Source organism: Streptomyces sp. NPDC030838 (assembly GCF_055572035.1).
In genome coordinates this window covers 185,675-206,315 of sequence record NZ_JBVIED010000013.1, presented here as the reverse complement: position 1 = coordinate 206,315, position 20,641 = coordinate 185,675, and the positions used below count along the sequence as shown (strand labels likewise).

General features: G+C 73.0%; 18 protein-coding genes. 8 read left to right on the top strand and 10 right to left on the bottom strand.

The features are described from left to right. Positions 1-382: 382 nt before the first annotated feature. Positions 383-784: a hypothetical protein gene (locus ACZ42A_RS29235; RefSeq protein WP_468530276.1), complete on the top strand. Its 402-nt coding sequence runs from the start codon at positions 383-385 to the stop codon at positions 782-784. A gap of 10 nt (positions 785-794) precedes the next feature. On the opposite strand, the gene ACZ42A_RS29230 is transcribed toward ACZ42A_RS29235, so the two are convergent. Then, a complete protein-coding gene (locus tag ACZ42A_RS29230) occupies positions 795-1,679 on the bottom strand; it encodes a LysR family transcriptional regulator (protein WP_468530275.1) in 885 nt (294 codons plus the stop codon). A 120-nt stretch (positions 1,680-1,799) separates the two neighbouring features. On the opposite strand from ACZ42A_RS29230, the gene ACZ42A_RS29225 reads away from it, so the two are divergent. From ACZ42A_RS29225 to ACZ42A_RS29205, 5 genes are all read left to right on the top strand, one after another. Continuing rightward, complete coding sequence (locus tag ACZ42A_RS29225) at positions 1,800-2,471, top strand: succinate dehydrogenase (protein ID WP_468530274.1); 672 nt, start codon at positions 1,800-1,802, stop codon at positions 2,469-2,471. A gap of 1 nt (position 2,472) precedes the next feature. Beyond that, a complete protein-coding gene (locus tag ACZ42A_RS29220; protein WP_468530273.1) occupies positions 2,473-4,422 on the top strand; it encodes a fumarate reductase/succinate dehydrogenase flavoprotein subunit in 1,950 nt (649 codons plus the stop codon). Beyond that, the gene (locus ACZ42A_RS29215; RefSeq protein WP_468530272.1) at positions 4,419-5,165 is read left to right on the top strand and encodes a succinate dehydrogenase/fumarate reductase iron-sulfur subunit; all 747 of its coding nucleotides are present in this window, start codon (positions 4,419-4,421) and stop codon (positions 5,163-5,165) included. The genes ACZ42A_RS29220 and ACZ42A_RS29215 overlap by 4 nt, the downstream gene beginning before the upstream one ends. A 208-nt stretch (positions 5,166-5,373) precedes the next feature. Continuing rightward, complete coding sequence (locus tag ACZ42A_RS29210) at positions 5,374-6,147, top strand: GNAT family N-acetyltransferase (RefSeq protein WP_468530271.1); 774 nt, start codon at positions 5,374-5,376, stop codon at positions 6,145-6,147. Continuing rightward, the gene (locus ACZ42A_RS29205) at positions 6,147-6,956 is read left to right on the top strand and encodes a lysophospholipid acyltransferase family protein (RefSeq protein ID WP_468530270.1); all 810 of its coding nucleotides are present in this window, start codon (positions 6,147-6,149) and stop codon (positions 6,954-6,956) included. Before ACZ42A_RS29210 ends, ACZ42A_RS29205 begins: the two co-directional genes overlap by 1 nt. 7 nt (positions 6,957-6,963) lie before the next feature. Here ACZ42A_RS29205 and ACZ42A_RS29200 read toward each other — a convergent pair whose 3' ends face one another. The 4 genes from ACZ42A_RS29200 to ACZ42A_RS29185 all read right to left on the bottom strand — a co-directional run bounded on the left by ACZ42A_RS29200 (position 6,964) and on the right by ACZ42A_RS29185 (position 13,597). Further along, positions 6,964-9,330, bottom strand: coding sequence for an ATP-binding cassette domain-containing protein (locus ACZ42A_RS29200; RefSeq protein WP_468530269.1), 2,367 nt, complete (start codon positions 9,328-9,330; stop codon positions 6,964-6,966). Positions 9,331-9,377: 47 nt separating this feature from the next. Then, positions 9,378-10,385 (bottom strand): LLM class flavin-dependent oxidoreductase, encoded by a 1,008-nt coding sequence (locus ACZ42A_RS29195; RefSeq protein WP_468530268.1) that lies wholly within the window; start codon positions 10,383-10,385, stop codon positions 9,378-9,380. A gap of 56 nt (positions 10,386-10,441) precedes the next feature. Beyond that, positions 10,442-11,827, bottom strand: coding sequence for an FAD-binding oxidoreductase (locus ACZ42A_RS29190; RefSeq protein WP_468530267.1), 1,386 nt, complete (start codon positions 11,825-11,827; stop codon positions 10,442-10,444). 147 nt (positions 11,828-11,974) lie between these two features. After that, on the bottom strand, positions 11,975-13,597 hold the full coding sequence (locus ACZ42A_RS29185) for a helix-turn-helix transcriptional regulator (protein WP_468530357.1): 1,623 nt from the start codon (positions 13,595-13,597) through the stop codon (positions 11,975-11,977). Positions 13,598-13,779: 182 nt separating this feature from the next. Between ACZ42A_RS29185 and ACZ42A_RS29180 the strand changes: the two genes are divergently transcribed. Next, positions 13,780-14,271: a phosphatase domain-containing protein gene (locus tag ACZ42A_RS29180; protein WP_468530266.1), complete on the top strand. Its 492-nt coding sequence runs from the start codon at positions 13,780-13,782 to the stop codon at positions 14,269-14,271. Positions 14,272-14,329: 58 nt separating this feature from the next. Here the strand turns inward: ACZ42A_RS29180 and ACZ42A_RS29175 are convergent, their stop codons facing one another. Next, the gene (locus ACZ42A_RS29175; protein WP_468530265.1) at positions 14,330-14,545 is read right to left on the bottom strand and encodes a dodecin; all 216 of its coding nucleotides are present in this window, start codon (positions 14,543-14,545) and stop codon (positions 14,330-14,332) included. A 245-nt stretch (positions 14,546-14,790) separates the two neighbouring features. On the opposite strand from ACZ42A_RS29175, the gene ACZ42A_RS29170 reads away from it, so the two are divergent. After that, positions 14,791-16,023, top strand: a complete 1,233-nt coding sequence (locus ACZ42A_RS29170) for an extracellular solute-binding protein (protein ID WP_468530356.1) — start codon at positions 14,791-14,793, stop codon at positions 16,021-16,023. 7 nt (positions 16,024-16,030) lie between these two features. Here ACZ42A_RS29170 and egtD read toward each other — a convergent pair whose 3' ends face one another. The 4 genes from egtD to egtA are packed head-to-tail and all read right to left on the bottom strand — an operon-like array spanning position 16,031 to position 20,410. Next, on the bottom strand, positions 16,031-16,993 hold the full coding sequence (egtD, locus tag ACZ42A_RS29165) for an L-histidine N(alpha)-methyltransferase (protein ID WP_468530264.1): 963 nt from the start codon (positions 16,991-16,993) through the stop codon (positions 16,031-16,033). After that, complete coding sequence (gene egtC / locus ACZ42A_RS29160; RefSeq protein ID WP_468530263.1) at positions 16,990-17,784, bottom strand: ergothioneine biosynthesis protein EgtC; 795 nt, start codon at positions 17,782-17,784, stop codon at positions 16,990-16,992. The genes egtD and egtC overlap by 4 nt, the downstream gene beginning before the upstream one ends. Then, a complete protein-coding gene (gene egtB / locus ACZ42A_RS29155; protein WP_468530262.1) occupies positions 17,784-19,118 on the bottom strand; it encodes an ergothioneine biosynthesis protein EgtB in 1,335 nt (444 codons plus the stop codon). The genes egtC and egtB overlap by 1 nt, the downstream gene beginning before the upstream one ends. After that, on the bottom strand, positions 19,115-20,410 hold the full coding sequence (egtA, locus tag ACZ42A_RS29150; RefSeq protein ID WP_468530261.1) for an ergothioneine biosynthesis glutamate--cysteine ligase EgtA: 1,296 nt from the start codon (positions 20,408-20,410) through the stop codon (positions 19,115-19,117). The genes egtB and egtA overlap by 4 nt, the downstream gene beginning before the upstream one ends. Positions 20,411-20,641: the final 231 nt, after the last annotated feature.

The following is a 20,641-nucleotide window of genomic DNA, read 5'->3' as shown; positions in this document are numbered from 1 at the left end:
GTGACGCGGCCGGCGGCAGGTTGTCTGCTGGGGTGGACATGGGCTGGGCGTACGCCCTGACCGCCGGCCGACACCGCAGGTGAAGAGCTGGGCCGTACTCATCGGATCATGCCTGGAACCAGGGCCGCGGCGCGGAGGGGGACACGTGGGATGCCTCTCCCGTCATGATCGCCGCCACCTGTCAAGTCCCGAGATGCAGCGGCGTGACGCCCCTCGCCTGCCCGGGGCTTACTTGAGACGTGGGTTCACGCAGAACCGGTGGCCGCTGAATCGCCCGGAACAGTTGCCGGCGGTCCACATTCACCGGTCAGGCGCCCCACTCTCCAAGGCCCGTGACTCGTCGGCCGACACCCTTCGCCCTTCACCTCAGAGGAGAATTCCCATGCACACCACCTCCCCCACCACTCGCAAGCGGCGTGTTCTGATGCTCGTGGCCTCGACCGCCCTGGCCGCAGGAGGCGCACTGGTGCCCACCGGCGCATTCGCCGCCTCGGCGACGCCACACACGGCAACCACCATCACAGCCGACTGGGACGACCGAGATCACGAGGACAGTGACAGCACGGACGAGGGCTCCGAGACCGCCCCCGAGTCCACGGACGGCACCGAGACCGCCCCCGAGTCCGGTGTGGTCCCGGAGAGCTACTGCAGCGACCCGATGCGGGCTCCGGGACTGTGTGTCGACGGCAAGCCGCTCCCGAAGGGCGACGGCACTGTCGTGGTCCCGCAGGGAACACTCGTGCAGAGCCCCACCGGCAGCCCGACCGCTGAGCTCGCAGTGTGACCTGCCCGCCTCACCGCTCCAGCAGCATCCGCTGAAGCTCGCGCGCGGCCCGAGGCGGCGCCACATCACTGCGATGCGCCAACGCGATCGTCCGATGCAGTCCGGGCCGGGCCAGCGGAGTGACCCGCAGGCCCCGCCCGGACCGCGCGGCGACCATGCGCGGGACGACGGCGACCCCCAGCCCAGCCCGGACGAACCCCAGCACCGCGTCCATCTCCCCGCCCTCCACCGCGAAATCCGGCTCGAACCCCGCGGAGCGACACGCCGCGACGGTCAGCTCCCGCAGGTCGTATCCGTGCCGGAACATCACCAGGCGTTCGCCCTCCAGATCGGCGACGCGCACGGTGCGCCGGCCGTTCCCCGGCCGGGGCGCCTCCGGGGAGGAGACCACGACCAGGTCCTCTCGCAGCAGCTCCACCGTGGTCAGCGCCGGGGACGGCGTCGGCAGCGGCAGCACGACCAGGGCGAGGTCGAGGGCGCCGCGGGCGAGGTGGCGTACGAGATCGTGGGAGCCGCCCTCCTCGATCAGCAGCTGAATGCCCGGGTAGCGGTCGTGGAAGGCCCGCAGCACGTCCGGCAGCAGACCCGTGCACAGGCTCGGCGTCGCGCCCAGCCGCACCCGGCCGCGCCGCAACTGCACCAGCTCCTGCACTTCGTGCCGCGCCGTGTCCGCGTCGGCGAGGATGCGCCGGGCCAGCGGCAGCAGGGCCTCCCCGGCGTCGGTGAGGGTGATGTTGCCCCGGGCGCGCAGGAACAGATCCGCACCCAGCTCCCGCTCCAGCGCCCTGATCTGCTGCGACAGCGAGGGCTGGGCGACATGCACGAGATCGGCGGCCCGGGTGAAGTGCCGGGTCTCCGCGACGGCCACGAAGTACTGGAGCTGCTGGAACTGCACAGGGGAATCATAGGCGTGCCCTATGGAAACGAGCCGGACCATGTCTTGGACCGATGAGGGGTGGCGCGCCTAGCGTGCTGTGACATGGCTCTGGCAACGCGGACGGACCGACGGCCGTCCATGGCACGCACGATGTGGGACAGCTCCGTCGGCAAGAAGACAGTGATGGCCGTCAGCGGCGTGATCATGCTGCTGTACCTGGTCGCCCATGTGATCGGCAATCTGAAGATCTTCTTCGGCCCGGAGGAGTTCAACCGCTACGGCCACTGGCTGCGCACGGTCGGCGAGCCGTTCATGCACTACGAGTGGACGCTCTGGCTGATCCGCGTCGTGCTGCTCGCCGCGGTCGTCGCTCACGCCGTCTCCGCGTACCAGCTCAGCCGCCGCGACATCAGGGCGCGGCCCAGCAAGTACGTGCACAAGAAGCCGCGCGCCTCCTACGCCACGCGCACCATGCGCTGGGGCGGGATCATCCTCGGCCTGTTCATCGTCTGGCACGTCCTGGACCTGACCACCGGCCACACCCACCCGGGCGGCTTCCAGGAGGGCCACCCCTACGAGAACGTCGTCGACACCTTCTCCACCTGGTACGGCAACGTCATCTACATCGTCGCGATGCTCGCCCTCGGGCTGCACATCCGGCACGGCTTCTGGAGCGCCGCCCAGACCCTCGGCGTCGGCAGCCGTACCCGTGACCGCGCCCTGAAGACCATCGCGAACGTCCTCGCGCTGCTGCTCACGGTCGGCTTCATCGCCGTACCCGTGGGCGTCATGACCGGAGTGGTGAGCTGACATGACAACCTACGCCGACTACACGACCGGAGCGCCGGTCACCGACACCAAGGCCCCGGCCGGGCCGGTCCACGAGCGCTGGGACAAGCGCCGCTTCGAGGCCAAGTTGGTCAACCCCGCCAACCGGCGCAAGCACACCGTGATCGTCGTGGGCACCGGTCTCGCGGGCGGCTCCGCCGGCGCCACCCTCGCCGAACAGGGCTACCACGTCGTCCAGTTCTGCTATCAGGACTCCCCGCGCCGCGCCCACTCCATCGCCGCGCAGGGCGGCATCAACGCCGCGAAGAACTACCGCAACGACGGCGACTCCATCCACCGGCTGTTCTACGACACCGTCAAGGGCGGCGACTTCCGCGCCCGCGAGTCCAACGTGCACCGCCTCGCGCAGATCTCCGTCGAGATCATCGACCAGTGCGTGGCGCAGGGCGTGCCCTTCGCCCGCGAGTACGGCGGTCTGCTCGACACCCGATCGTTCGGCGGCGTCCAGGTGTCCCGTACGTTCTACGCCCGTGGCCAGACGGGCCAGCAGCTGCTGCTCGGCGCCTACCAGGCGCTCAGCCGGCAGATCGCGGCGGGCAACGTCGAGATGCACCCGCGCACCGAGATGCTGGACCTGATCGTCGTCGACGGGCGGGCGCGCGGCATCGTCGCCCGGGACCTGATCACCGGGAAGATCGACACGTACTTCGCGGACGCCGTCGTGCTCGCCTCCGGCGGCTACGGCAACGTCTTCTATCTGTCGACGAACGCCATGAACTCCAACGCGACCGCCATCTGGCGGGCACACCGGCGCGGCGCCTACTTCGCCAACCCGTGCTTCACCCAGATCCACCCCACCTGCATCCCGCGCACCGGCGACCACCAGTCCAAGCTGACGCTGATGAGCGAGTCGCTGCGCAACGACGGCCGGATCTGGGTGCCCAAGGCCAAGGGCGACACCCGGCCGCCGCACCGGATCCCCGAGGACGAGCGCGACTACTACCTGGAGCGCATCTACCCGTCCTTCGGCAACCTGGTCCCGCGTGACATCGCCTCGCGTGCCGCGAAGAACGTCTGCGACGAGGGGCGGGGCGTCGGCCCCGGCGGACAGGGCGTCTACCTCGACTTCGCAGACGCCATCAAGCGGATGGGCCGCAAGGCCGTCGAGGCCAAGTACGGCAACCTCTTCGACATGTACCAGCGGATCACCGACGAGGATCCGTACGAGGTGCCGATGCGGATCTACCCCGCCGTGCACTACACGATGGGCGGTCTGTGGGTCGACTACGACCTCCAGACCACCATCCCCGGCCTGTTCGCCATCGGCGAGGCCAACTTCTCCGACCACGGCGCGAACCGGCTCGGCGCCTCCGCCCTGATGCAGGGCCTGGCCGACGGCTACTTCGTGCTGCCCGCCACCCTCAACGACTACCTGGCCCGCAACCCGCACCAGGAGCCGCTGACCGACGGCCACCCCGCCGTGCGCGAGGTGCTGACGGAGACCCGGGACCGGCTGGAGCGGCTGCTCTCCGTCGACGGCGACCGCACCCCCGACTCCTTCCACCGCGAGGTCGGCGAACTCATGTGGGAGTTCTGCGGCATGGCCCGCAGCGACGCCGGGCTGCGCAAAGCGCTGGAGCGGCTCCCGCAGATCCGCGAGGAGTTCTGGCGGCGGATCAAGGTGCCCGGCACCGGCGAGGAGTTCAACCAGTCGCTGGAGAAGGCCAACCGCGTCGTCGACTACCTGGAGCTCGCCGAGCTGATGTGCCTCGACGCGCTGCACCGCACCGAGTCCTGCGGCGGCCACTTCCGCGAGGAGTCCCAGACCCCGGACGGCGAGGCCGCCCGCAAGGACGACGAGTTCGCCTACGCCGCGGCCTGGGAGTTCACCGGCACCGGCGAGGCGCCCGTCCTGCACAAGGAAGACCTGGTCTTCGAGTACGTCCACCCCACCCAGCGGAGCTACGCATGAAGCTCACCCTGCGCGTCTGGCGGCAGAAGAACGCCGACGCCGACGGCGCCATGTCCACGTACGAGGTGGACGGCATCTCGCCCGACATGTCCTTCCTGGAGATGCTGGACACCCTCAACGAGGAGCTCATCCTCAAGGGCGAGGATCCCGTCGCCTTCGACCACGACTGCCGCGAGGGCATCTGCGGCGCGTGCAGCCTGGTGATCAACGGGGATGCGCACGGACCGGAGCGCACCACGACCTGCCAGCTGCACATGCGGTCCTTCCAGGACGGCGACACGATCGACATCGAGCCGTGGCGGGCGTCGGCCTTCCCGGTGATCAAGGATCTCGTGGTGGACCGGTCGGCGTTCGACCGGATCATCCAGGCCGGCGGTTACATCACCGCGCCGACCGGTTCCGCGCCGGAGGCGCACGCCACGCCGGTGCCGAAGCCGGACGCCGACTACGCCTTCGAGCACGCGGAGTGCATCGGGTGCGGGGCGTGTGTGGCGGCCTGTCCCAACGGCGCGGCGATGCTTTTCGCGTCCGCGAAGATCAACCACCTCAACGTGCTGCCGCAGGGGGCGCCCGAGCGGGAGACTCGGGTGCTGGACATGGTGGCGCAGATGGACGAGGAGGGGTTCGGGGGGTGCACACTGACCGGTGAGTGTGCGACTGCCTGTCCGAAGGGTATTCCGCTGATGTCGATCACCAGTATGAACAAGGAGTGGTTGCGGGCTGTGCGGAAGGTGAAGCGGTAGCGCCGTGGGGGGGCTCTGCCGTCGGGCGGCTGCGGGAGCGTCGTGGTTGATCGCGCAGTTCCCCGCGCCCCTCGAGGGAGTCCCCACGCCCGGCATTCAACAGTTCTGCACTCTCGCTCCTGGTGGCGGTCACTCACTCGCCAACCGGCGTCGGAAGAAACGGGGGGTACCGCCTCCGTCCCCCTTCCGGCCGTACCAGGAGTGAGCCATGACCGGCGTGTCCACCCTCGACCGTCCCCCGCAGCCCGCGGCACCCACCCGCTACACCGTCGCCCTCGCCCGCGACGAGGACGACGTGCGTGCCGCGCAGCGGCTGCGGCACGACGTGTTCGCGGGGGAGATGGGCGCCCTGTTGACCAGCCCGCAGCCCGGCCTGGACATCGACGCCTTCGACGCGTACTGCGACCACCTGCTGGTCCGCGACACGCTGACCGACCAGGTCGTCGGCACCTACCGGCTGCTGCCGCCCGAGCGGGCCGCGGTGGCGGGCCGACTGTACTCGGAGGGCGAGTTCGACCTCGCTCCGCTGGACGCGATCCGGCCGGGGCTGGTCGAGGTCGGCCGGTCGTGTGTGCACCCGGACCACCGCGACGGCGCCGTCATCGGGCTGATCTGGGCCGGGATCGCCCGCTACATGGTCGACCGGGGCCACGAGTGGCTGGCGGGCTGCTGCTCGATCCCGCTGGCCGACGGCGGCGCCCTCGCGGCGGCCACCTGGGACCGGGTGCGGGAGCGCAACCTGGCCCCCGAGGAGTACCGGGTGCGCCCGCTGCTGCCGTGGCGCTCCGAGGGCGTGGACCGGCCCGCCGGGCGCACCGAGCTGCCGGCGCTGCTGCGCGGCTACGTCCGCCTCGGCGCCTGGGTGTGCGGGGAGCCCGCGCACGACGCGGACTTCGGCGTCGCGGACCTGTACGTGCTGCTGTCGATGCGCCGGGTCAACCCGCGCTATCTGCGGCACTTCCTCTCCCTCGTCCCGGCCTGATGAGCGCCTGGCTGCCCAGCGCGCCCTGCACCCCGCGGGCCTGCGTGGAGGCGACGGCCCACGCCCGTGCCGTACCGAGGGCCGTGCTGCGGCTCACGGCGGTCACGGTGCTGCTGCTCGCCGGGATCGTGCTGTCGCCGCTCGGCGGCCGGATCCCGGCGGACCTGGTGCGCCGGTGGTGCCGGGCGATCGTACGGGCCGCGGGGGTGCGGGTCCGGATCACGGGGGCCGCACCGCCCGACGGCGGGGTGCTGCTGGTCGCCAACCACATCTCCTGGCTGGACATCCCGCTGCTGGCCGCCGTCCGTCCGGCCCGGATGCTCGCCAAGACCGAGATACGGCGCTGGCCGGTCGCCGGGCCGCTGGTCGCGCGCGGTGGGGCGCTGTTCATCGAACGGGACCGGCTGCGCGCGCTGCCGGAGACGGTGGCCCACATCGCGGGGGCACTGCGGGCCGGCGCGGCGGTCGGGGTCTTCCCCGAGGGCAGCACCTGGTGCGGGCGGGCGCAGGGCGAGTTCCGGCGGGCCGTCTTCCAGGCCGCGCTGGACGCGGGCGTGCCGGTGCAGCCGGTCCGCCTCCGCTACCGCCTGGCCGACGGCTCCGCCGGCACCGCCGCCGCCTTCGTCGGCGACGACTCGCTCCTCGCGTCGCTGTGGCGGGTGGCGTCGGCCCGGCATCTGGTCGCCGAGGTGGACATACGTCCCCTCATCCCGCCCGGCACCCATCGCGACCGCCGCAGCCTGGCCCGGGCCGCCCAGCCGACCCGCACCCCGGAGCCGTGCTGGACACACGCAGCCCTGGTGGCCTGAGGAGGCCTTACGACAGGGCGCGGGCCAGATAGGGCGCCGTCCGGCTCTCCGTGGCCCGCGCCACCTCGGCCGGCGGACCCGCCGCCACGATCCGTCCGCCCTCCGCCCCGCCGCCGGGGCCCAGGTCGATCACCCAGTCCGCGCCCGCGACCACCGACATGTCGTGCTCGACGACGATCACGGTGTGCCCGGCGTCCACCAGGCCGTGCAGTTGCCGCAGCAGGACCTCGACGTCGGCCGGGTGGAGCCCGGTCGTCGGCTCGTCCAGCAGGTACACGGTGTGGGCGCGGCGCCCGCGCTGCAGCTCGCTCGCCAGCTTGATGCGCTGGGCCTCCCCGCCGGACAGCTCGGTCGCGGGCTGCCCCAGCCGGAGGTAGCCGAGGCCGACGTCGAGCAGGGTGCCGAGACTGCGGGCCACGGCCGGGGTGTCGGCGAAGAAGTCCGCCGCCGACTCGACGGTCAGGTCCAGTACCTCGGCGATGGTGCGGCCCCGGTAGGTCACCTCGAGCGTCTCGGCGTTGTAGCGGGCCCCGCCGCAGTCGGGGCACGGCGCGTACGTGCTCGGCAGGAACAGCAGCTCCACGCTGACGAAGCCCTCGCCCTGGCAGGTCTCACAGCGTCCTCCCGCCACGTTGAAGGAGAACCGGCCGACGCCGTACCCCCGCTCCCGCGCCGCGTCCGTCGCCGCGAACACCTTGCGCACCACGTCGAAGAGCCCGGTGTAGGTGGCCAGGTTGGAGCGCGGGGTGCGGCCGATCGGCTTCTGGTCGACCGACACGAGACGCCCGACGTCCGGCAGCTCCTGGGTGATCTCGCCGATCAGCGTGGACTTGCCGGACCCGGAGACCCCGGTGACCGCCGTGAACACCCCGAGCGGGAACTCGGCCGTGACCCCGCGCAGGTTGTGCCGGGTGACCGGCCCGACCTTCAACTGCCCGCGCGGCTCCCGCACGTCGCGCGCCGGGACCGGGGAGCCGTCGAAGAGGAAGCGGGCCGTCGCCGAGCCGGTGACCCGCGCCAGCCCGGCCACCGGGCCGCTGTACAGCACCCGGCCGCCGTGCTCGCCCGCCCGCGGACCCACGTCCACGATCCAGTCGGCGCCCCGCACCACGTCCAGATGGTGCTCGACCACGAACACCGAGTTCCCGGCCGCCTTCAGTCGCTCCAGCACCGTGAGCAGGGACTCCGTGTCCGCCGGGTGCAGTCCCGCGGAGGGTTCGTCCAGGACGTACACCACCCCGAACAGCCCCGAACGCAGCTGGGTGGCGAGCCGCAGCCGCTGCAGCTCGCCCGCCGAGAGGGTGGGCGTCGCGCGGTCCAGGCTCAGATAGCCGAGGCCCAGCTCGACGACGGGTGCGATCCGCGCCTTGAGATCGTCGGTGAGCACCCGCGCGGTCTCCGTGGTGCCGTCGAGCACGTCCGCCAGCTCCGCGAGCGGCAGTGCCGCCAGCTCGGCGATGGTGCGGCCCGCGAAGGTCACCGCCAGCGCCTCCGGGCGCAGCCGGCTGCCCCCGCACCCGGGGCAGGGCGCACTGGTCAGGAACCGCTCCGCCCTGGCCCGCAGGGTGGGGCTCTTGGAGTCCGCGAAGGTCTTCATGACGTACCGGCGGGCGCTCGTGTACGTGCCCTGGTACGGCCGTTGGATCCGGTCCGCGTCCCGCACCGGGTGCACCGTGACCACCGGCTGCTCGTCGGTGAACAGGATCCACTCCCGCTGCTCGGCGGGCAGTTCGCGCCACGGCCGGTCGACGTCGTAGCCGAGCGTGTCGAGGATGTCCCGCAGGTTCTTCCCCTGCCAGGCGCCCGGCCAGGCGGCGATCGCGCCCTCGCGGACCGACAGCGAGGGATCGGGGACCAGCAGCTCCTCGGTCGTACGGTGGACCCGCCCCAGGCCATGGCACTCCGGGCACGCCCCGGCCGCCGTGTTGGGGGAGAAGGCGTCGGAGTCCAGCCGCTCGGCGCCCGGCGGATAGTCGCCCGCCCGGGAGAACAGCATCCGCAGGGAGTTGGACAGATTGGTGACCGTGCCGACCGAGGAGCGCGAGGTGGGCGCCGAACGGCGCTGCTCCAGCGACACGGCCGGCGGCAGACCGGTGATCTCGCCGACCTTTGGCGCGCCGACCTGGTGGATCAGCCGGCGGGCGTACGGGGCGACCGACTCGAAGTAGCGCCGCTGCGCCTCCGCGTAGACCGTGCCGAACGCCAGCGACGACTTCCCCGAGCCCGACACGCCCGTGAACACCGCCACCACGTCCCGGGGGATGTCGACGTCGACACCCTTGAGGTTGTGCTCGCGGGCACCGCGGACGCGGACGTACGGGTCGTGCGGGCTGGTCGGATTGGTCGGGCTGGTCGGGCTGGTCGGGCTGGTCATGCGGGGAACTCCGGGGCTGCGACCGAGGGCGGACAAACCCCGCGATTCTACGCCGGTGCCAGCCCCGCGATCCGCGCCAGCCGCCGGTAGGAGTCCAGCAGCGCCGTACGGTCGTACGTACTGGTCGTGACCAGCACCTCCTGTGCGCCGGTCTCCTTCAGCACCGTCTCCAGCTCGTGCGCGACCTCCTCCTCGGTGCCCGCGAGCTGCCCGGTGAGCCCGGACTCGTAGAAGCCGCGCTCCTTCTCCGTCATCGCCAGCGACTCCACCCGCTCGGCGGGCGGCAGCGGCGGGAAGGTGCCGTGGGTGCGGGAGTACGCCATGGACCAGGCCTCCGGGACCAGTAGCCGCCGGGCCGCCTCGCGGGTCGCGGCGACCGCGATCGTGCCGGAGATCACCACGTACGGCTCGCTCGCCCACGGGGAGGGGCGGAAGTGGGCGCGGTAGTGGTCGACGCCGCGCCGCATCTTCTCCCGGTCGCGCAGATCGCCGATGACCATCGGCAGGCCCGCGCGGGCCGCGATGGCCGCGCCCTCGCCCATGGCCAGCACGAACGGCGGCACGGTCAGCCCCTCGGCGGGGCGCGCGTGCACCCCCGTCGGAGAGGTGCCGCGGAACCAGCCCAGCAGCTCCTCCAGCTGGGCCGCGAAGTCCTCGGCGTCCCCCTTGTCCCGGCCCAGCGCCTTGCGCACCCCGTCGGTGAAGCCGACCGAACGGCCGAGTCCCATGTCGATCCGTCCCGGGAACAGCGACTCCAGCACCCCGAACTGCTCGGCCACGACCAGCGGTTGGTGGTTCGGCAGCATCACGCCTCCAGTCCCCACCCGGATCGTCCGGGTCGCCCCGGCCACGGCCGCGGCCAGCACGGTCGGCGCGGAGCCGGCGACACCGGGCACACCGTGGTGCTCGGAGACCCAGAACCGGTGGTAGCCGAGCTCTTCGAGCCGCTGAGCCAGCCGCACGGTGTCACGCAGCGCCTCGGCGCCGGTGTGGCCCTCGCGGGTGCGGGAGCGGTCGAGGACGGAGAAGCGCGTCTGCGCGATCACGGAACTCACACAGGGTTCAACACCCGGGAGCGCTCAGGATTCCGCGCGGCGCGAGGCGCCGGGTCTCAGGGCGCGATGTTGTGGTTCAGACGGAACACGTTCCGCGGATCGTAGCGTCGCTTGAGCGCCGTCAGACGGGCGTGGTTCCCGCGGTAGTTGGCCTGGACGCGGTGCTGGTCGTCGCGGTCCATGAAGTTCACATAGCCGCCCTCCATGGAGTGCGGGGTGAGCGCCCGGTGGAAGGCGCGCACCCAGTCCTTCTGTGCCTCGCACTCCTCGCGCGTGGTGAGGACGGGGCTGAGCGCGGTCGAGAAGTCGGCGTCCCGGTAGGAGAAGGCGGTGTCCTCGGGGCCGACCCGGTGGCAGGCGCCGTCGATGGGGAAGACGACGGTCACGCTCTGGACGGACGGGGTCCGGGCTCCGTACTCGACGTACGCGTCGATGGCACCGTCCAGCAGGCCCCGGCTGAAGGAACCCTTCCAGTACTGGTAGAGGCCGGCGGGCACCAGGTCGTCGAAGAGCGTGTTGATCACCGGGTACGGCATGCGCTGCAGGTACTGGCCCAGCACCGGTCCCAGGCCGGTGATCCGGGCCCGGATCCGGTCGTCGTCCTCCGGAGGTCCGGTCCAGCAGGTGACCACTCCGCACAGCGGGCGGCCGTGCCAGCGCTCGGGCAGGAACGGCACCGGCGGGCCGAGCCCGACGACGAGGGTGGCGCCGAGCGTCTCCTCGGACGTGGCGATCAGCTCCCGGTAGCGACGCAGCACATCGCCGTCGAGCGGGAAGAACGTCGGCCCGCCGAGGATGTCGGCCACGGGGTGCAGCCGGAAGGCGAAGGAGGTGACGACCCCGAAGTTGCCACCGCCCCCGCGCACCGCCCACAGCAGATCGGCGTGCTGGTCCTCCGCGCAGGTCACGAAGGACCCGTCGGCCGTCACCAGGTCCACCGCGAGCACGTTGTCGCAGGCCAGACCGCAGCGACGGGCCAGATAGCCCATGCCGCCGCCCGTGGTCAGACCGCCGACACCGGTGGTGGAGACCATCCCGCCGGTGGTGGCCAGGCCGAAGGCGTGCGTGGCGTGGTCGACGTCCGCCCAGGTGCAGCCGCCCTCGACCCAGGCCGTGCGGGTCGCGGGGTCGACGCGGACGCCGCGCATCCGGCCGAGGTCGAGGACGACACCGCCGTCGCAGGTCCCGTATCCGGGGACGCTGTGACCGCCGCCGCGCACCGCGAGGGCCAGGCCCTGCTCACGGGCGAAGTCGACGGTGGCCATGACATCGCCCGCGTCGACGGCGCGCACGACCAGCGCGGGCCGCTTGTCGTGCATCGCGTTGTAGACCCTGCGCGCCTGGTCGTAGTCCGGGTCGCCCGGCTCGACGACGGCACCGCGCACCGCCGTCCGCAGCCGGTCCAGCAGCCTGTCGTCCAGGGTCGGGGTGTAGGTGGTCATGGCCCTCACCGGCTCTCGCGGTCTCGGTCACAGTGGCGGTTCACTTCCGGTGTACGCCTGGTGCGCGGTGCGGCTCATCGCCGGAACAGCCCATCGCGGACGGCGGCGGCATGGGTGAAACGGCCCATGCGGGGCCCATGCGGGCGGCTACGCGAGGCCGTGCGTGTAGGCGTACGCCGTCGCCGCGGCGCGCGAGGACACGTCGATCTTGGCGAAGATGTTGTTGAGGTGCCGGGCGACCGTGTGCTCGCTGATGACCAGCTCGGCGGCGATGGACCGGTTCGTCGCACCTGCCGCGACCAGCCGCAGCACCTGGATCTCGCGCTCCGTGAGCCCGCCCGGCCGCCCGTCGCGCATGCTGGCGAGCAGGGCCGCCGCCCGCCGCTCGTCCGGTGTGGCGCCCAGCCGTGCGAAGGACCGCCCGGCCGCCCGCAGCTCCATCCCGGCCGCCTCGTCGTCACCTGCGGCGCGGGCGGCGGCCGCCAGAGCCATCCGCACCTGGGCCGCCTCGTACGGCACACCCAGTTCCAGCCAGAGAGCCAGCGCCCGGTGCAGCAGCGGCAGCGCGCGGTCGTACTCACCGGCGGCGGACGCCACCGCGCCGCCCGCCGACGCGGCGCTCGCGTGCAGCAGGGTCGTCGCCGAACCGCAGCGCCGCTGCCAGACCCGGGCCAGCGCGTCCAGCGCCCCGGCCGCCGCGCGCGCCTCGTCGAGCCGGCCGAGCGCGAGGCAGGCCTCCACCTCCGCCGCGAGCAGCCGGCACCGTCCGAGGCCGTCGGCCCCGGGATCGTCCGCGTGGCGGGACAGCGCCGCCCGCAGCGCCGTGGCGGCGGTCTCCGCCCTGCCCTGGGCCAGCCGCAGCAGGGCGAGACCGGGCTGCGGGTCGCGGCCCAGCTCGTGCGCCCGGCCGTACGACTCCTCGGCCGCCGCCGGCTCGCCGCGCCGCCGCTGGATCTCCCCGGTCAGGTAGAAGGTCTCGGCGGCGATCCGCGGCTCGTTGGGCAGCAGCTCCTCGCAGGTCCGGACGGCCTCGGTCAGCGCCCGGGGCCACTCGCCGCGCAGCTCCAGCACCTCCACCCGGTGGACCCTGCACAGCCCCCGGTAGTTGTTCTCCGCCGGCATCGACGCGCACCACCGCATGGCCGCGTCGGTCCATTCGGCGGCACGCTCCAGGTCGGCGCAGGCCATGCACTGCTGGAGGCCGAGACAGTAGACCCACCCGGTGAAGAAGCTGCTCAGCTCGCCCGCCATGGCCGAGCACATCGCGTCGTCGAGGAGATCGAGTCCGTCGGCGACCCTGCCCTGCGCCACCAGGACGCCCGCCTGTGCCTGGACGGCCATGGCGTGCAGATCCGCACTGCCGCGGCGCAGCGCGATCTCCGCCATGCGCCGGGCGGCGGCCGTCGCCTCGTCGAACGCCCCGCGCCGCCGTGCCTGCTCCGCGTCGACCCACGCCAGATAGCAGTGCTCGACGCACTCGGGCTCGCCGCGCAGATGGCGTCGGGCCCGGTGCAGCCAGCCGGCCGCCGCTCCCGTACGTCCCGCCAGCTGGTGCTCGTAGAACAGCAGCCAGGCCATGAGGCCGGCCTGTCGGGCGGCGCCCGCCGCCAGGTATCCGGAGTGGGCCCGCATCCGGTGGACGATCGACTCCTCGACGTGACTCGTCCACCAGGCGGCGTCGGCGAACGCGGCCCAGTCGTCCGGGGTCAGCCGGGCGGCGTCCACGCCGTGCAGCAGGCGGTACGCCTCGCCCCACGCCTCCCGGGCCATGGCGCGGCGAGCCGCGCGCAGCGCGTCCACGGCTGCCGGCGGGAGTGCCTGCCCGGCGTCGGCGTTCACATCGGTCACACCCGGCTCCTCTCGCTCCGCGCGAGCGGGACCGTCTCTCTCAGCATAGGCAGCGGCCGGGGCCCGGGCCCGGGAGCCGCCGGGGCGCCTCTAGGGTGGACGGCGTGACCGAGACCACGAAGGCCCCGCTGGCCGTGTTCGACCTGGACAACACCCTCGCCGACACCGCGCACCGGCAGCGGTTCCTGGAGCGCCGGCCGCGGGACTGGGACGCCTTCTTCGCGGCCGCGCCGCAGGACCCGCCGCTCCCGGAGGGCGTCGCACTGGCGCTGCGGAGCGCCGAGGAGTGCGAGGTGGTCTACCTGACCGGGCGGCCCGAGCGCTGCCGGCGCGACACGCTGGACTGGCTGGCCGCGCACGGGCTGCCGGAGGGGCGGGTCTACATGCGGCGCAACGACGACCGCAGGCCCGCCCGCCACACCAAGCTGGGCATCCTGCGCCGCCTCGCCCGGACCCGGGAGATCCGCGTCCTCGTGGACGACGACGAACTCGTGTGCGAGGACGCCGAGCGCGCCGGCTTCACCGTCGTCCGGGCCCGCTGGGCCACCCCCTCGGCCGAGCTGAAGGTGGCACAGGAGCGGGAGGGGCGGACCTAGGTCCTGTCGTCCGGTCGTCCCGGCGTCGCGGGGTCCGGACCGCGCGGAGCCGTGTGCGTCAGCCCGCGTCCTCCAGGCGGAAGCCCACCTTCAGGCCGACCTGCCAGTGGGCGATCTGCCCGTTCTCGATCTGGCCCCGCACCTGGGTCACCTCGAACCAGTCCAGGTTGCGCAGGGTCTGCGAGGCGCGGGTGATGCCGTTGCGGATGGCCTGGTCCACGCCCTCGGGGGAGGTGCCGACGATCTCGGTGACCCGGTAGGTGTGGTTCGACATGGGGTGCTCCTCTCCGCCGTGACTGCTGTGTCACGCGTCACTCCACCGTGCCCCAAGCTGCGGCGGTCCGCGAGACGTCGGGCTCTCGCCCGGAATCCCTTGACCTCCGCATTGGTCCATACCAAAATCCAGCACACCCGTACGAGCCTCCGGCTCGTCCCCCCACGTCGGGCTTCCTCCCCCTGTCCGCAGACAGAACAGGACCCCTCGTGAGACGTCGCCGCCTGCTCGCCCTCTGCTGCGTCATGACCGCCTCGCTCCTCACCGGCTGCGGCCTGGTGCCGGGCGACACCGGGCCGCAGCGGCGCACCGTCACCGTCTGGCTGATGAAGGACAGCGCGTCCAAGGAGTTCCTGGACCGCTTCACCGAGGAGTTCGAACGCACCCACGGCGACCTCGACCTGGACATCCGCATCCAGGAATGGACCGGCATCGGCGCCAAGGTGCACGCCGCGCTGGAGTCGGACGCCGCGGACGCCCCCGATGTGATCGAGGTCGGCAACACCCAGGTCCCGCAGTACATCGAGGGCGGCGGACTGCTCGACCTGACCCTGGAGTCGATGCGGGACTGGGGCATGGACGACTGGCTGCCCGGCCTCGCCGAACCGGGGCAGCAGCTGTCGGCGCAGTACGGCATCCCCTGGTACGCCGCCAACCGCGTCGTCGTCTACCGCAAGGACCTCTTCGCCCAGGCCGGTGTCACCGCCCCGCCGAAGACCCGCGAGGAGTGGCTGGAGGTCACCGAGAAGCTGAACTCCGGCGGCAACCAGGGCATCTACCTCGCCGGTCAGGACTGGTACACGCTCGCCGGGTTCATCTGGGACGAGGGCGGTGACCTGGCCGAGGAGAACGGCGGCGGCTGGCGGGGCAGCCTCGACACCCCGGCCGCCCTGCGCGGCATGGACTTCTACCGCCGCCTCCAGGCCCTCGGCGACGGCCCCGTCGACGCCGACGAGGAACACCCGCCGCAGGCCGGGGTGTTCGCCCGGGGGAAGGTCGCGCAGATCGTCGCGGTGCCGGGGCTCGCCCGGGCCGTGGTCCGGCAGAACCCCGACCTGGAGGGCGAGATCGGCTTCTTCCCGGTGCCCGGCCGCAGCGCCGCCAAGCCCGGCGCCGTCTTCACCGGCGGCTCCGACCTCGTCGTACCGAAGAACACCGACGTCCGCGACGGCGCGATCGCCGTCGTCGAGGCCCTCGCCGGCGCCGAGTGGAACACCGAACTGGCCCGCACCATGAACTACGTGCCCAACAAGACGACCCTGGCCGACAAGGTCGCGGCCGAGGAGGGCGTCGCCGCCATGGCCGCCGGCGCGGCACAGGGGCGGGCGACGCCCAGCACACCCGAGTGGGCGAACGTCGAGGCGGACAACCCGATCAAGGAGTACATGACGAAGGTGCTCACGGGCGCCGACCCGGCGACCGAGGCCCGCCGCGCCTCACGCCGGATCACCGAGGCACTGACGGCGCCCGCGAGCTGACCTCCTTCTACGGCACGACGCTGAGCGACAGCGCGAAGCGGCCCTCGCCGTCCGTCCACCAGTGGGCCAGCTCCAGCCCGGCGTCGGCCAGTTCGGCGCGCACCCCCTCCTTCCGGAACTTCGCCGACACCTCGGTGTACAGCTCCTCGCCCGCCGCGAACTCCACGGCGAGATCGACGGCCGGGATCTTCACGGTCTGCGCGTGACGGGAGCGCAGCCGCATCTCGATCCACTCCTGCTCGGCGTCCCACAGCGCCACATGGTCGAAGGCGCCGGGATCGAAGTCGGCGCCCAGCTCACGGTTGACGACGGCCAGGACGTTCCGGTTGAACGCGGCCGTCACCCCGGCCGCGTCGTCGTACGCCCGGACCAGCACCCGCTCGTCCTTCACCAGGTCGGTGCCGAGCAGCAGGGCGTCGCCCGGGGAGAGCAGGGTGCGCACCGAGGCCAGGAACACGGCCCGTTCGGCGGGCAGCAGATTGCCGATGGTGCCGCCGAGGAACGCCAGCAGCCGCGGCCCCGGCGTGTCCGGCAGCTCGAGCCGGGCGGTGAAGTCGGCGATCATCGCGTGCACGGCCAGGCCGGGCCGCTGTGCGACGAGCGCCTGCCCGGCCTGGGTGAGGGCGCTCTCGCTGACGTCGACCGGCACATAGACGCGCAGGCCGCCGAACGCGTCGATCAGGTGCCGGGTCTTCTCGGAGGAGCCGGAGCCCAGTTCGACCAGGGTGCGGGCGCCGGTCGCGGCGGCGATGTCGGCGGCCCGGGCGATCAGGATCTCCCGCTCGGCGCGCGTCGGGTAGTACTCGGGCAGCTCGGTGATCCGCTCGAACAGCTCGCTGCCCTGCGCGTCGTAGAACCACTTCGGCGGCAGTGTCTTGGGCGTCGCGGTGAGGCCGTGCAGGACGTCCGCGCGCAGGGCGGCGTCCGTGGCGTCCTCGGGGAGGGTACGGGTGACGAGGAACGGGCTCACGTGTGGGGCTCCTTCGGTGGTGCTGCGGGTGCCGGGGCGTGGCTCGGCTCCTTGAGCGGGGCGAGGCGCACCTCGGCGGGGCTCGCCGTGACCAGCGTGCGGTCCGGGACCTCCGTCCAGTGCGGGTCGTCGTCGTAGGGCTCCGACGCCACGACCGTGCCGCCGCCCGGGCGGGCCAGGTACCACAGGGTGTCGCCCCAGGTCGTGGCGGTGATGGTCGTGCCGTCGGTGAGCAGCAGGTTGAGCCGGGAGCCGGGCGCCGCCGCGGCGACCTCCGGGACCGTGTCGGCGAGCGCCCGGCCCGGATCGTCCCCGGCGCGCAGCCGGGCCAGGACCAGCGCCCACACCAGCGCGGAGTCGTTGCGGGCCTCCAGGGACAGCAGGTCCTCCGGCGGCAGGCTCCGCGAGAGCGCGGCCAGGGACCCCGGCCAGCCCCGCACCGCCCCGTTGTGGCTGAACAGCCACCGGCCCGAGGCGTACGGCGCCGCCGCGGCCTCGGCGTCCGCACCCGCGAGCGTGGCGTCCCGCACCGCGGCGAGCAGCGCCCGGGTGCGCACGACCCGGGCCAGGTCGGCGAAGGACTGGTCCGCCCAGATGGGCCCGGCGCGCCGGTAGCGGGCCGGCACCGGGTCGCCGTCGGCGTACCAGCCGACTCCGAACCCGTCGGCGTTGACCGTCCCGTACCGCTGGTGCCGCGGCGCCCACGACTGGCGGTACAGCGCGTGCGGCGGCGCGACCAGCAGGGCGCCGAGCGGCTCGGCGGGCCCCAGATAGGCGAGGTGACGGCACATCAGACGTCCTGCGAGCGGGCCGTGCGGAAGCCGGAGAAGATCTGCCGCCGGATCGGATAGTCCCAGTTGCGGAAGGTGCCCCGGCAGGCCACCGGGTCCACGGCGAACGAGCCGCCGCGCAGCACCTTGTAGTCGGGCCCGAAGAACACCTCCGAGTACTCCTTGTACGGGAACGCCCGGAACCCGGGGTACGGCAGGAAGTCGCTCGCCGTCCACTCCCAGACGTCGCCGATCAACTGCCGTACGCCCAGCGGCGATTCACCGGCCGGGTAGCTCCCGGCGGGTGCCGGGCGCAGATGCCGCTGGCCGAGGTTGGCGTGCTCGGGGCCCGGGTCGGCGTCGCCCCATGGGTAGCGCCGCGAGCCGCCGGTCGCCGGGTCGTAGCGGGCCGCCTTCTCCCACTCCGCCTCGGTGGGCAGCCGCCGCCCGGCCCAGCGGGCGTACGCGTCCGCCTCGTACCAGCACACGTGCAGCACCGGCTCCTCCGGCGGTACGACCTCCGTCACCCCGAACCGGCGCCGCAGCCACTGCCCGCCGTCCCGGCGCCAGAACAGCGGGGCGGTGATGGAGTGGCGGCGGATGTGCGCCCAGCCGTCGGCCGCCCACCAGCGCGGGTCGGTGTAGCCGCCATCCTCGATGAACGCCTGGTAGGCGGCGTTCGTGACCGGCGTGGTGTCGATGTGGAAGGGGGGTATCTCGCGGCGGTGCGCGGGTCGTTCGTTGTCCAGCGCCCAGGGCTCGGCGGAGGTGCCCATGGTGAACGGGCCGCCCGGGACGAGGACTTCAGTTGGTCCGGTGAACAGCGGCACGGGCTCCGGGTCCGGGGCGGTGAGCGCCTGCGGGCCCTTGCGCAGCTGATGGGTGATCAGCATGGTCTCGTCATGCTGCTGTTCGTGCTGCGCGATCATCCCGAAGGCGAACCCCGCCTCGGTGAGCCGGGTGCCGTGCAGGGCGGTGCCGTCCAGCACGTCCAGGACCCGGCGGCGCACCTGCGCGGCGTACGCGCGGGCCTCGGCGGGCGGCAGCAGCGGCAGCGACGGCCGCTCCGCGCGCGGGTGCTCGAAGGCGTCGTACAGGCTGTCGATCTCGGGCCGGATCGCCTCCTGCCCGGCGACCGCCCGCAGCAGCCACAGCTCCTCCTGGTTGCCGATGTGCGCGAGGTCCCACACCAGCGGGGACATCAGCGGCGAGTGCTGGGCGGTCAGGTCCGGGTCGTCGACGCAGGTGGTCAGCAGGGTGGTGCGGTCCCGGGCGGTGGTCAGCGAGTCCAGCGCCCGCTCGCGGAGGGCGTCGGTGTCCACGTCCGTGGCGGTGTCGGGGGCGGTGTCGGTCATGAGCGCAGGTCCTTCCCGTGCAGCCGGTCGAGCAGGTCGTCGGCGGGGCAGCGGCCGTGGACGACATAGCGGTCGCGGTACGCCGTGACGGCGTCCGTCACCCGGGGCGTGGCGCCCAGCCGGGGCAGCGCGTCCAGCGCCGCCGCGAAGCAGCCCAGGGCCGCCTCCCGCAGCTCCGGGTCGGCGAGGCCGTGGCGGGCCGCGTCGGACCACAGCGGGTTGTGCGGCGCGGGCAGCCCGAGAGCGCGCTCGGCCAGCGGTTTCACCGTGCGGTAGGCGGTCTCGGCGGCCTCCGGATCGTCGAAGAGGGCGGTCGTCACGGCGACCGGCACGATCCAGCCGTCGTCGCCGGGCTGTGCGTCGATCATCCGCAGCTCCAGATGGCCGCGTGGCCTGACCGGCGGGAACAGCGTCGTCAGGTGGTAGTCGAGGTCGTCGGAGGTCGGCGGCCGGGGCCTTCCCGACCGGGTCCACTCGCGGAACGTCAGCCCGTTGGGCACGTCCCACGGGCTGTCCTCGCGCCGGACGCACATCACCGGGGCGTCCAGCACCCGCCGGGCCCAGGCGCCGCGCGGATCGGCGTCCAGCACCGGCGCGCCCGCCCGTCCGGCGCCGATCTCCGCCCACCGCAGCTGGCGGGTGGACACCCAGCCCGTGGGCCGGTGTCCGGCCACCGGGGAGTTGGCGAACGCGGCCACCAGGACCGCGCCCAGCTGGTGGGCGAGCCACCAGCGCCGCACATGCCCGAGCGGGCCGGGCTCCTCGTACCCGGCGTCCAGACAGACCTGCACGGAGGCCGAGGCGCACATCATGGCGCGGCCGGCGGGTCCGGTGCGGTCGAGGGAGGTCTCCATCGCGTCGTAGCGCGGCTCGTGCAGGAACCGGCGGGGCGCGTGCCAGGGGTCGTGGCCGATGCCGACGAGGCCGAGACCCCGCTCGCGCAGGACCGCGCGGACGGTGTCCAGGTCGGCGGAGACGGTGTGCACGCACTCCATGAGGGAGGCGGCGGGCGGCGAGCTCAGCTCCAGCTGGCCGCCGGGTTCCACGGTGAGCGCGGACGCCAGGGGCGTGGCGCGCAGGGCGGCGTAGGCCGCTTCGAGTCGTTCGGATGTCACGGGGAGCCGCGGCTGCCGCAGCTCGTGGACCAGCCACTCCAGCTCGACACCGACGGAGCGGGGCGGTCCGGTCTTGAAGCAGATGCCGCGGACCAGGGCCTCCACCTCGGCCTCGGTGACGGCGGTGCGGTTCTCCGTACAGTGCGCTTCCGTACAGTCGCTTGCCGTATCGGACATGTCGGGATCCCTTCTGAGGTTCCTCCATGCCGCCGGTCCGGGCCGGTGGGCTCCGGGCCGGCACACTCGTCCCACCCAAGACCTTCGCGCCCGTTCCCACAAGGGGGCAAATCGGGGCGTTGGGGACGGGGTGCCGGGTCTCTCCATGGCCGAAACCGCGCGTTTGCGGGGCGGATGTCCGCCGTTTTCGGGCCGGGAAACTCTGTTGCACCGCAGGACCAGGATCGCTCA

Coding starts and splice junctions, on each gene's coding strand:
- ACZ42A_RS29235 (WP_468530276.1), top strand. CDS start 383: ATGCACACCACCTCCCCCACCACTCGCAAGCGGCGTGTTCTGATGCTC.
- ACZ42A_RS29225 (WP_468530274.1), top strand. CDS start 1,800: ATGGCACGCACGATGTGGGACAGCTCCGTCGGCAAGAAGACAGTGATG.
- ACZ42A_RS29220 (WP_468530273.1), top strand. CDS start 2,473: ATGACAACCTACGCCGACTACACGACCGGAGCGCCGGTCACCGACACC.
- ACZ42A_RS29215 (WP_468530272.1), top strand. CDS start 4,419: ATGAAGCTCACCCTGCGCGTCTGGCGGCAGAAGAACGCCGACGCCGAC.
- ACZ42A_RS29210 (WP_468530271.1), top strand. CDS start 5,374: ATGACCGGCGTGTCCACCCTCGACCGTCCCCCGCAGCCCGCGGCACCC.
- ACZ42A_RS29205 (WP_468530270.1), top strand. CDS start 6,147: ATGAGCGCCTGGCTGCCCAGCGCGCCCTGCACCCCGCGGGCCTGCGTG.
- ACZ42A_RS29200 (WP_468530269.1), bottom strand. CDS start 9,330: ATGACCAGCCCGACCAGCCCGACCAGCCCGACCAATCCGACCAGCCCG.
- ACZ42A_RS29190 (WP_468530267.1), bottom strand. CDS start 11,827: ATGACCACCTACACCCCGACCCTGGACGACAGGCTGCTGGACCGGCTG.
- ACZ42A_RS29185 (WP_468530357.1), bottom strand. CDS start 13,597: ATGGCCCGGGAGGCGTGGGGCGAGGCGTACCGCCTGCTGCACGGCGTG.
- ACZ42A_RS29175 (WP_468530265.1), bottom strand. CDS start 14,545: ATGTCGAACCACACCTACCGGGTCACCGAGATCGTCGGCACCTCCCCC.
- ACZ42A_RS29170 (WP_468530356.1), top strand. CDS start 14,791: ATGACCGCCTCGCTCCTCACCGGCTGCGGCCTGGTGCCGGGCGACACC.
- egtC (WP_468530263.1), bottom strand. CDS start 17,784: ATGTGCCGTCACCTCGCCTATCTGGGGCCCGCCGAGCCGCTCGGCGCC.
- egtB (WP_468530262.1), bottom strand. CDS start 19,118: ATGACCGACACCGCCCCCGACACCGCCACGGACGTGGACACCGACGCC.
- egtA (WP_468530261.1), bottom strand. CDS start 20,410: ATGTCCGATACGGCAAGCGACTGTACGGAAGCGCACTGTACGGAGAAC.